General features: G+C 75.0%; 9 protein-coding genes. 3 read left to right on the forward strand and 6 right to left on the reverse strand.

The window, feature by feature from the left end; translation table 11 throughout:
* Window positions 1-187: 187 nt before the first annotated feature.
* The 4 genes from ACFV6I_RS30215 to ACFV6I_RS30230 form a co-directional block, all read right to left on the reverse strand.
* Window positions 188-1117: an AraC family transcriptional regulator gene (locus tag ACFV6I_RS30215; RefSeq protein ID WP_107452830.1), complete on the reverse strand. Its 930-nt coding sequence runs from the start codon at window positions 1115-1117 to the stop codon at window positions 188-190.
* A gap of 73 nt (window positions 1118-1190) precedes the next feature.
* Window positions 1191-1976 carry an SCO1664 family protein gene (locus ACFV6I_RS30220; protein WP_380428709.1) on the reverse strand — a complete coding sequence of 262 codons (786 nt, stop codon included), beginning with the start codon at window positions 1974-1976 and terminating at the stop codon, window positions 1191-1193.
* Between the two features lie 56 nt (window positions 1977-2032).
* Window positions 2033-2611, reverse strand: a complete 579-nt coding sequence (locus ACFV6I_RS30225; RefSeq protein WP_063350992.1) for a DUF3090 domain-containing protein — start codon at window positions 2609-2611, stop codon at window positions 2033-2035.
* Window positions 2612-2957: 346 nt separating this feature from the next.
* A complete protein-coding gene (locus ACFV6I_RS30230) occupies window positions 2958-3650 on the reverse strand; it encodes a histidine phosphatase family protein (protein WP_380428701.1) in 693 nt (230 codons plus the stop codon).
* A gap of 214 nt (window positions 3651-3864) precedes the next feature.
* On the opposite strand from ACFV6I_RS30230, the gene ACFV6I_RS30235 reads away from it, so the two are divergent.
* Window positions 3865-4848 (forward strand): magnesium and cobalt transport protein CorA, encoded by a 984-nt coding sequence (locus ACFV6I_RS30235; RefSeq protein ID WP_380428703.1) that lies wholly within the window; start codon window positions 3865-3867, stop codon window positions 4846-4848.
* A gap of 23 nt (window positions 4849-4871) precedes the next feature.
* Here the strand turns inward: ACFV6I_RS30235 and ACFV6I_RS30240 are convergent, their stop codons facing one another.
* On the reverse strand, window positions 4872-5918 hold the full coding sequence (locus ACFV6I_RS30240) for an LLM class F420-dependent oxidoreductase (protein WP_063346928.1): 1047 nt from the start codon (window positions 5916-5918) through the stop codon (window positions 4872-4874).
* 251 nt (window positions 5919-6169) lie between these two features.
* Between ACFV6I_RS30240 and ACFV6I_RS30245 the strand changes: the two genes are divergently transcribed.
* Together ACFV6I_RS30245 and ACFV6I_RS30250 are read left to right on the forward strand one after the other, a co-directional pair.
* Entirely contained in the window at window positions 6170-7150 is a 981-nt protein-coding gene (locus tag ACFV6I_RS30245; protein WP_380428705.1) for an aldo/keto reductase, read from the forward strand.
* Between the two features lie 50 nt (window positions 7151-7200).
* Window positions 7201-9417 carry a helix-hairpin-helix domain-containing protein gene (locus tag ACFV6I_RS30250; RefSeq protein ID WP_380428707.1) on the forward strand — a complete coding sequence of 739 codons (2217 nt, stop codon included), beginning with the start codon at window positions 7201-7203 and terminating at the stop codon, window positions 9415-9417.
* Window positions 9418-9503: 86 nt separating this feature from the next.
* Here ACFV6I_RS30250 and ACFV6I_RS30255 read toward each other — a convergent pair whose 3' ends face one another.
* A complete protein-coding gene (locus ACFV6I_RS30255) occupies window positions 9504-10109 on the reverse strand; it encodes a hypothetical protein (RefSeq protein ID WP_063346931.1) in 606 nt (201 codons plus the stop codon).
* Window positions 10110-10475: the final 366 nt, after the last annotated feature.

Raw genomic sequence — 10475 nt, forward strand, 5'->3', positions numbered from 1 at the left:
GCGCGGGACCGCGCCAGTCTGCGGGTGTTGGCGCGTCTCCTGGCGGGCGGGGGGGGGCACCCCCCCCCCCAGGGGGGGGGGGGGGGGTGGGGGGGGGCCGCCCCTGCCCTGGGTGGGGGCATGACAAGGGCCGAACCGGCCGCCCGTCCGCGCGCGCCGGACCGGCCACCGGTGGCCACCAGCAAAGTTACGGGCCGTCCGGGGCGGCCGCGATGGACGCGATCCGGGGATCGTGGTGATTTCCGTCGACCCGGGCCCGGAACTCCCCCGGCGTCATCCCGGTCTCCCGCCGGAAGAAGCGGCAGAAGTAGGCCGGGTCGGCGAAGCCCGCCTCCTTCGCCACCTGACGAATCGTCAAATCTGTGCACGCCAGCAGCCGCTTGGCCTCCAGGGTCTGCTGGCGGCGGATCAGTCCGCCCGGGGTGCGACCGGTGGCCTGCTTGACCAGGGTCTGCAAGTGGCCCGGCGAGACGCCGAGTTCCTGCGCACTGGACGCCACCGAGTGCCGCACCCCGCCCGGACCGGCGATCAACCGGGTGAAGGCTGAGGCCACTTCGGTCGGCCGGCCGGGCGGCGACGGCCGCTCCCCCGGCCGGGCGGCGCGCAGCGCCCGGACGATCAGGATGTGCAGACTGGCCCGCAGCACGCCCTGGTAGCCGGGCTGCCTGGAGCGGTACTCGTGTTCCATGTCGGCGAGCAACGCGCCGACCGGCCCGGCCTGTTCGCCGAGTCCGAGCGCGGGGCGGGTGGCCAGGGTGCGCAGCGCGGCAAGGTCCTGCGGGTTCCGGAGCAGGAAGTCCTCGTTGAACAGGACGACCTGGCCGGTGAGTTCGTCCGCGTCCGACCAGTAGTGCACCTGGCCGGGCGTGATCACGCACAACTGCGGTGGCGCCAGCGGCCGGTGGACCAGGTCCAGGACATGGGCGCCGCGGCCGCCGGTGACGTGGACGATCTCGTAGAACGAGTGCCGGTGCGGGAAGCCCGCCCGGGACAGCGGGCCGATCGTGTCGAAGCTCCCGATGGCGAACGGGAGCAGGTGCGGCAGCGGGACCTGGAGCCGGTGCAGCGGCAGGTCCGGCGTGGTACGGGGGGTGGGGGTGGTCCGTAACGCGTCCATCGGAGCAGTGTGCTGCCGGTTCGCGGACAGGTCCAGACCATCAGCCGGCCCGAACCGGTCCGCGGGATACGTCCTAGACCGGGGGCCAGGGGATCGAGGGCCAGTCCTCGGAGGGCAGCGGGTGCCGGCCGGTGCGGCGCAGCCTGGCCACCCGGGCGCGGGTCGCCTCCAGTTCGGCGGCGGTCAGGTGCGGGGCGAGGCGCGCGGCCAGCTCACCGTCCAGCCGCTCGGCGAGCCGGGTCAGCACCTCCAGCGCCTCGGCGGGCAGCGGCTCGCCGGCCCAGCCCCAGAGCAGGGTGCGCAGCTTGCCCTCGGTGTTGAAGGTGACGCCGTGGTCGATGCCGTAGACCCGGCCGTCGGCGGCCGGGATCAGGTGGCCGCCCTTGCGGTCGGCGTTGTTGAGCACCGCGTCCAGCACGGCGAGCCGGCGCAGCCGCTGGTCGTCGTGGTGCACCAGCAGCGCGGTGCGTCCCCCGCCGACCTCGGCCCGCACGATCGGCAGCCAGCCGTGCTCCGGGCCGCGCGGGTCCTGGAGGGCCAGCAGCGGCTCGGCCTGCGGATCCGGCTCGACCCACAGCTGCACCATCCCGGGCCCGTGCGGCCCGTCGCGCAGCACGGTCGGCGGCACCAGCGCCCAGCCGGTCGCGGCCGACACCTCGTACGCGGCGACCTCGCGGCCGGCCAGCGTGCCGTCCGGGAAGTCCCACAGCGGGCGCTCCCCGGCGACCGGCTTGTAGACGGCCTGCGCGCTCAGCGAACCGTGCGTGGCGGTGCAGTACAGCGCGGCGTTGGACGCCTCGGTGAGGCGCCCGTGCACCGTCAACTCGCCCTCGCGCAGCAGCTCCAGCGCAGTGGGCACGTCGGCGGCGAGGGCAGCGGCGGCCGCCGGGTCCGCCTGCGGCGGGGTCTCGGTGTTCAGCGCCGGTAGCCGTTCGCGCGCGGGCACAGGTGGCCCTCCGGGTCGAGCGGCAGGTTGCAGAACGGGCAGGGCTTGCGGCCGGCCGAGACCAGGTCCAGCGCCCGCTTGGCGAACACCCTGGCCATCGCGCCGGACAGCCGCACCCGCAGCATGTCCGGACCGTTGTCGTCGTCCTCGAAGACCGCCGCGGCGCTGTCCTCGTCCTCGCCGTCCTCCTCCGCCTCGATCAGCGCCTGCGCCTCGACCACCAGGCAGCCGTCCACGCTGTCCCAGGCCAGGGCCATGGTGCCGACCCGGAACTCCTGCTCCAGCGGCAGGTCCAGCGGCGCGGTGTCGAGCAGGTCCTGCGGGGCGGCGGCCGGGATGGAGACGTCGCCGCCGCTGCGCCGCAGCGCCTCGTCCAGGACCTCCTCGATCCGCTCGGCGAGCGCCGCCACCTGGGTCTTCTCCAACAGGACGCTGGTGATCCGGCCCCGGGCACTGGCCTGGAGGTAGAACGCCCGGGCGCCGGGCTGGCCGACGGTGCCGGCCACGAACCGTTCGGGCTGGTCGTAGAAGAAGACCTGACGGGGCACGCTCTCGCTCCGGATCGTGTCGGTCGTGGGGATCACAGGGATCGTTCGGACGTCATGGCTCGGGCTGCCGTACGGCGGCCCGCGCGCGGGCTCGCCACGCGGCGGGGCTCGTTAGTCACCCTACGACCTCCGGGCCCCCGCAGGGGAGCCGAGCCGCAGTGGCACCGGCCAGCTCAGCCGGTGCCGCCGGTCCCTGCGGGGCGGGGTGCGACGGCTCTCCCGCCCACGTCATGCGGCTCCGGGCCGGGTGGCTCCGGTCAGGTCGGGTGGCGCCGGTCGGTCCAGGGTCGTACCAGGCGGGTCAGGCGGGTCAGGCGGGTCAGGCGGGTCAGGCGGAGCGACCGCCTCAGGTGGTGCCGCCGACCACCGCGTCGCCCACCGGGGCGGCCGGGGCCGCGCCGGGCCTGGGCGCGAGCGAGGCGAGGTCGCCGGTGTCGCCCATCCTCAGGACGAAGGGCCGCTGCGGGGTGTAGCGGATCGCGGTGACCGAGCAGGGCTCGACGCTGATCCGCTGGAAGTGGTCCAGGTGCAGGCCCAGGGCGTCGGCCACCACCGCCTTGATCACGTCCCCGTGCGAGCAGGCCAGCCAGACCGCGTCCGCGCCGTGCTCGGCGGCGATCTTCTCGTTCCACTCCCGGACCGCGCCGACCGTCCGGTGGCTCAGCTCGCGCAACGACTCCCCGCCGGGGAAGGCCGCGGCGGCCGCGTGGTCCTGCACGGTGCGCCAGAGCGGCTCCTTGGCCAGCTCGGCCAGCGGCCGGCCGGTCCACTCGCCGTAGTGGCACTCGCCCAGCCGCTCGTCCTCGGCGGGCGGGCCCAGCTCGGGCCGAGCCGCCAGCAGCGGCTCCAGCGTCTGCCGACAGCGCTCCAGCGGGCTGCTGACGGCCTGCACCAGCGGGATCCCCGCGAGCCGACCGGCCAGCGCGGCGGCCTGCCCGCGCCCGGTGTCGTCGAGGTCCACGCCGGGCGTCCAACCGGCCAGGATTCCGGCGGTGTTCGCGGTCGAGCGGCCGTGGCGGACGAGCAGCAGGGTGGGCATGGGGCTCAGCCTACGGCCTCCGGGCGCGGGCGTGGAGTGTCGGTGCGAGGTGCGGGCGCGGGGTGCGGGGTGCGGGGTGCGCGGCCGCGTGGGGTGCGGGCGCGCAAAGCGCGGGTGGGGTGCGGGCCCTCCTAGGCCGCCGCCGGCACCGGCCCGCGACGCCGTCCTGGCCCGGCTCCGCCCCGGGCACCCCGCCCCGGGCCACAATGGCCCGATGATCGTCCACTGCGCCAGCTACCACGACGGCCACCGGATCGAGGCCCCCGACGACCTCGCCGGCGCGCTCGCCGCCGCCCGCGCCGCCGGGCCCGGCGGCTTCGTCTGGATAGGCCTGTTCGAGCCCACCGCCGAGGAACTCAACCACGTCGGACGGGAGTTCGCCCTGCACCCGCTGGCCGTCGAGGACGCCGTCAGCGCCCACCAGCGCCCCAAGATCGAGCCGTACCAGGGCTCCCTGTTCGTCGCCCTCAAGACGCTCGGCTACCACCCCGGCGCCCACGCGGTGACCATCGGCGAGGTGATGGTCTTCCTCGGCGCGGACTTCGTGATGACCGTCCGACACGGCGCCGACACCCCGCTCTCCGGCCTGCGGGCCCGGCTGGAGAAGCAGCCCGAACTGCTGCGCTACGGGCCCAGCTCGGTGCTGCACTCGGTCTGCGACACCATCGTCGACGGCTACATGGACGTGGCCACCGGGCTCCAGACCGACCTGGACGAACTGGAGGCGGACGTCTTCGCCCCCGGACGGGTCGGCCGCGACACCGCCGGCCGGATCTACGGCTACAAGCGCCAGGTGATGACCGTCCGCCGCGCCACCGGCCCGCTGCTGGAACCGACGCTGCGCCTGGCCCGCGGCGGCGAGCCGTACATCCGCCCGGAGACCCTGCCCTACCTGCGGGACGTCGCCGACCACCTGGCCCGGGTGACCGACCAGGTCGAGGGCATGGACCGGCTGCTGTCCGACATCCTCAACGCCAACCTGGCGCAGGTCAGCGTGCAGCAGAACAACGACATGCGGAAGATCTCGGCCTGGGCGGCGCTGGCCGCCGTGCCGACGATGATCGCGGGCGTCTACGGGATGAACTTCGAGGACATGCCCGAACTGCGCCAGCCCTGGGGGTACCCGGCGGTGCTGTCGCTGATGGTCGCGGTCTGCATAGTGCTGCACCGGGTGTTCAAGCGGCACGACTGGCTGTAGTGCCGCTCGACGGCCCCGGGCGGCTACGCCAGCCCGGCCAGTTCCAGGGCCTCGACTCCGGTGCGCAGCGCCTGGATCCGCTCGTCCAGGGTGAAGCCGGACGGGGCCAGGGTGAGCGTGGTGACGCCCGCGTCCGCGTAGGCCTGCATCCGGTCGGCGATCCGGGCGGTGTCGCCGATCAGCGAGGTGGCGTCGATCAGGTCGTGCGGGACGGCGGCCGCGGCGCCCGCGTAGTCCTTGGCCAGGTACTTCTCCTGGATCTCGTCGGCGGCCTGCTCGTAGCCCATCCGCCGGGCGAGCTGGTTGTAGAAGTTCTTCTCCTTGCTGCCCATGCCGCCGATGTACAGCGCGGCGTAGGAGCGCTGGGAGTCGACGCCCGCCTTGATGTCCTCGCCGACCGCGATGGTGACGGTCGGGCACAGGTCGAAGCCGTCCAGGCTCTGCCCCGCCTTGGCGCGGCCGGCCTTCAGCGGGTCGAGGGAGAGCGCGGCGTGCTCGGGCGAGAAGAAGATGCCGAGCCAGCCGTCGGCGATCTCGCCGGTCTGCTCCAGGTTCTTCGGGCCGATCGCGGCGATGTACAGCGGGATGTGCTCGCGCACCGGGTGCACGGTGAGCTTGATCGGCTTGCCGGGGCCGCCGGGCAGCGGCAGCGTCCAGTGCGCGCCCTCGTGGACCAGTCGCTCGCGGGACATCGCCTTGCGGATGATCTCCACGTACTCGCGGGTGCGGGCGAGCGGCTTGTCGAACTTCACCCCGTACCAGCCCTCGGAGACCTGCGGGCCGGAGACGCCGAGGCCGAGCCGGAAGCGGCCGCCGGACAGGGTGTCCAGGGTCGCCGCGGTCATCGCGGTCATCGCCGGGGTGCGGGCGGGGATCTGGAAGATGGCCGAACCGACGTCGATCCGCTCGGTCTTCGCGGCGACGAAGCTCAGCACCGTCGCGGCGTCCGAGCCGTACGCCTCGGCCGCCCAGCACACCGAGTAGCCGAGCCGGTCCGCCTCCTGGGCCACGGCGATGTTGTCGGCGTCCATGCCGAGACCCCAGTAGCCGAGGTTGATTCCGAGTCGCATGTGCCGAACCTTCCAGTCGGTGAGGGTTGGTGGCGAGGGTAGCCGCGCACTCGCCGGTCATGCTACTGACCGGTAGTGGTGGTCTGGGTCACACCCGCCGTCGCCCGGGCCCGGTGATCGTTCTGCGGGTCGCCACCCCTGCCCGGACACCGGCCGCTACGCTCAGCCGACGTGGGGAGCGCTCTCCCCACCTGCGCGTTCTCAGGGCTACCGGGGCGCCCGGTGCCACCGGCCAGTGGAGGACCCGTCCGATGGAAAAGCGTCACCTCGGCCGTACCGGTCTCCAGGTCTCCCGGCTCGGCCTCGGCACCATGACCTGGGGCCGCGACACCGACGAACACGAGGCCGCCGAGCAGCTCAAGGAGTTCGTCGACGCCGGCGGGACCCTGCTCGACACCGCCGACGTGTACGCCGACGGCGGCGCCGAATACCTGATCTCCCGGCTCACCGACAGCCTCGTCCCCCGCTCCGAACTCGTCATCGCCACCAAGGCCGGCAGCGTGCCGGAGTCCGCCCGCCGCTTCGACGGCTCCCGCGGCCACCTCCTCGCCGCCCTCGACGCCTCGCTGCGCCGGCTCGGCACCGACTACGTCGACCTGTGGCAGGTGCACTCCTTCGACCCCATGACGCCCGTCGAGGAGACGCTCAGCGCCCTCGACATCGCCGTCTCCTCCGGGCGCGCCCGGTACGTCGGGGTCTGCGACTTCAGCGGCTGGCAGCTCGCCAAGGCCGCCACCTGGCAGCGCGCCCACCACGGGCGGACCCCGCTGGCCGGGGCCCAGCTGGAGTACTCGCTGCTCCAGCGCGGCATCGAGCGCGAGGCGCTGCCCGCCGCGGCGGACGCCGGGGTCGGGCTGCTCGCCTCCTCGCCGCTCGGGCGCGGGGTGCTCACCGGCAAGTACCGGCACGGCGTCCCGCAGGACTCGCGCGGCGCCTCGCCGTACCTGTCCGGGTTCGTCCAGCCGTACCTCGGGGAGCGCTCGCGGCGGATCGTCGACGCCGTCGCCACGGCCGCCGACGGCCTCGCCAGCAGCCCGCTCGCGGTCGCCCTCGCCTGGGTCCGGGACCGGCCCGGAGTGGCGAGCGCGCTGGTCGGGGCCCGTACGGTGGCACAGCTGCAGGCGGCGCTGTCAGTGGAGGCGCTTACGCTACCGGGTGAGATCCGTGGTGCGCTGGACGACATCTCGTCACCGGTGCACCGCTACCCGGACCAGGGGTGGAGCGAGCTGTAGCCCCCCTCGTTCAGCTGAAACACGCAGTGGAGTGACCCTTGGAGCGGACGATGAGTGACACGGAGAACGGCGCTCCGGAGGAGACCTCGGCAGTCTCGGTGAGCCCGGCGGAGAAGGCGAGCCCCGCGGAGACGGCGAGCCCGGCACAGTCGGCGAGCCCGGCGGAGAAGGCGGCGGCGATCGCCGAGCTGGCGCAGCGGATCCGCAGCGTCGGCCCGCAGGCCGCACCGCCGGAGGGCGAGGGCCGCGCCGCGGCTCCCGAGCACGCCAAGGACGTCAAGGACGGCCAGGGCGCCAAGGCCCCGGCTTCCGCGCAGCCCGACCAGCAGCGCGCGCAGGCGCTCAAGGACACCGCCGAGGTGCTGACCGCCGGGGGCGCCCCGGCCGATCTCGCGGCCGCCGCGGTGGCCGAGTTCGGCGACGGCGCCGCCGAACAGCTGCGCTCCGACCCGTGGGCCGTACTGTCCCTGCCCGGCGTCCGCCCCGAGCACGCGGACGGCTTCGCCCGCGGCCTGCTCGGCCCCGCCGCCGGCCCCGGTGACCCGCGCCGCGCTCAGGCGCTGGTGCCGTGGCTGCTGGAGCAGGCGGCGCTGCGCGGCCACTCCGCCGTCGAGGTCGCCGAGATCGCGGCCGGGCTCGACCGCCACGGGCTGCCGGACTCGGCCGCGGCGATCCAGGCCGCCGTCCTGGACGGGCGCGCGATGCCGTTCCAGGAGGAGCTGACCGGCCCCGAGGCGCACGCGGCGGGCGGCGACGAGGACGAGGAGCCGCCGACCCGGACGCTGCTCGCCCTGGAGCGACTCGCGCTGGCCGAGGAGAGCCTCGCGGACGGGCTGGTCCGGCTGATGTCGACCTTCGTACCGGGCGAGGACCCGGAGCCGGGCGAGGAAGACGCGGTGGCGGAGGAGGCGGAGGATCCGGCGGAGGAGGACACGGCGGAGGACGCCGAGTCCGCGGCCGACTCCTCGCCGGCCCCTGGCTCCGAGGCGGGCTCCGGCTCGGGCGCGGCCCCTGCGGAGGACACGGTGGAGGCCACAGCAGAGGCCACGGTGGAGGACGCTCCGCAGGCCCCCGCCGCGCCCGGCCCGACCGCGTGGGCGGCTGCCGGCGAGGCCGCGCCGTCCTCCTCCGCGACCGCCCTGATCCAGGCCGTCGCCGACAGCGCCCTGGTGCTGCACACCGGCGGCGAGGCCGCCCGCGCCGAACCCGCCGCGCTGCTGGCCGCTGCCGGCGGCCTCGGGCTGCGGGTCTGGGCCGCCACCTGGACCGACCAGGGCCGGGAGTCCTTCGCCGCGCTCACCGACACCCCGGCCGCCGTGATCACCCTGGCCGACCTGCTCTCCGGCGCCGCCGGGCCGGGCCGCGCCGCTGACGGCACGCTCGCCCTGGACGTCCTGGTCGTCCTCGACGCCCCGCTGCTGGACGTCGAACTGGCCGCCACCGTCCTGGAGTCGCTCGCCGACGGCACCCGGCTGGTGCTCAGCGGCGACCCCGGCCAGCTCTGGTCGGCCGGCCCCGGCCGGTTCTTCGCCGACCTGCTGGCCGCCAGGGTCTGCCCGGCGGTCGCCTCCCGCACCCCGGACTTCGGCCCGATCGGCGAGCTGGTCTCCGGCGTCGGCATCGGCGAGCTCCAGCCCGTCGAGGCGCCGGACAAGGAGGTGGTCATCCTGACCGCGAAGGACGGCGGCGAAGCCGTCCACCGCGCCCTCCAGCTGCTCACCGACTCCATTCCCCGCGCCCTCGGCATCCCCGCCGAGCAGGTGGTGCTGCTCACCCCCGGCCACGGCGGGCCGGCGGGCACCCGGGCGCTGAACGCCGCCGCGAAGGCCCGGCTCAACCCGGGGCCCGGCCGGTTCGGCGGCTTCGACCCGGGCGACCGGGTGGTCGACTCCCCGGCCCCCGGCGTCACCCGCCCGGCCCGGGTGCTGGACGGCGACGCCACCGGCCTGCACCTGGCGTACGCGGACGGCTCGCGCCGGACCGTCCCGCCCGCCCAGGCCGGCCGGCTGCGGCACGGCTGGGCGCTGACCGTCCACCAGGCACTCGGCCGCCGCTGGCCAGGCGCGGTCGTGGTACTCCCGGAGGACGCCGGCCCGGCGCTCACCCGGCAGTGGGTCTACACCGCCTTCGGCCGCGGCGAGCGGCACCTGTCCGTGGTGCACGCGGCGGGCCCGGCGCTCGCCCAGGCCGTCACCGAGCGCCCGGCGCAGCCGCGCACCACCCGGCTGCGGGCGATCCTCGCCGAGAACGCCGCCTCGGCGTACTAGGTCCTGCGCACCGGTTGGCGGAACGCGCGGAGGGCGGGCCCCCTACAGGTGGGGCCCGCCCTCCGGGTGTCTGCACGACGAACGGTTCAGTCGTCGGGGTCCTCGTCGTCGTAGACCTCGCTCACGTCGAACCGGCAGATCAGCATCTGCGGGTCGGCGTGCTCGAAGGGTTCCGGCAGCCACTCCCCCGGCTCGGTCGGCTCCGCCGCCGCGACCCAGAGCGTCGAGTCCGCCTCCTCCAGGCCGAACTCCTCGCTGCGGGCGGCGATCTCGTCCGGCTCGTACTCGCCGAACAGCACGCCGATCGCGGCGTTCACCCCGCTGGTGCCGCCCCCGCCGGGGGTCAGCGACTCGTCGAGCCGCTCGGCCTGGGCGCGCAGCCGCTTGGGGTCGGCGACGTGGTAGTCGCGGCGGATCAGCACGCTGATCGCCTCCGGCTGTTCGGGGCCGTGGTAGCCGCCCGGACCCTCGTCCCCGGGGATCTCGAAGGGGGTGACCTCGTCGTAGACCTCGTAGAGGATCTGGTCGTAGGCGATGGCCGCCGTCGCGAGCTGCTCGTAGGCGGCGGACACAGCGGGATCATCCGCTGCGCTGGGGCTTGACACCGCTTCCAGATGACGGTCGATGGCGGCCTTGACCGCCTCGGCGGCGGCGCGTACCTCGGCAATGGTTGGCTGCGCGGCATCAGACATGGTGCAGACGCTATCTCCCCGCGGTGTCGGTACGCACAGCGGTTGTCACCTACACCCGCGATTTCACCGCAACTTCCCCCCTGATGTCCGATCCGCGTGGTTCTGTCCCCGCGCATGCCCGGCGCGAAGGGCGTGCAGCCGGGCCGCGCGGGGCCGATCGGGTGCCGCTTCGCGCGCCGGGATCGGGGTATCCCGTCCGGAGGAACAACGGAACTGATGCACTGTCAGGCGAGCTGGCGCGCCCCGGCCGGTCCGGGGCGTCCTGCCGGGTCGGGCCGTCGTCCCGGAGGAGGTCGGGGCGGACGTCCGGGAGGACGTCGGGGAGGACGTCCGGGTGGTCGTGCGGGCGGAGGTCGGGGAGGGGGT

The organism is Kitasatospora sp. NPDC059803, from assembly GCF_042732255.1.
Lineage (GTDB): Bacteria > Actinomycetota > Actinomycetes > Streptomycetales > Streptomycetaceae > Kitasatospora.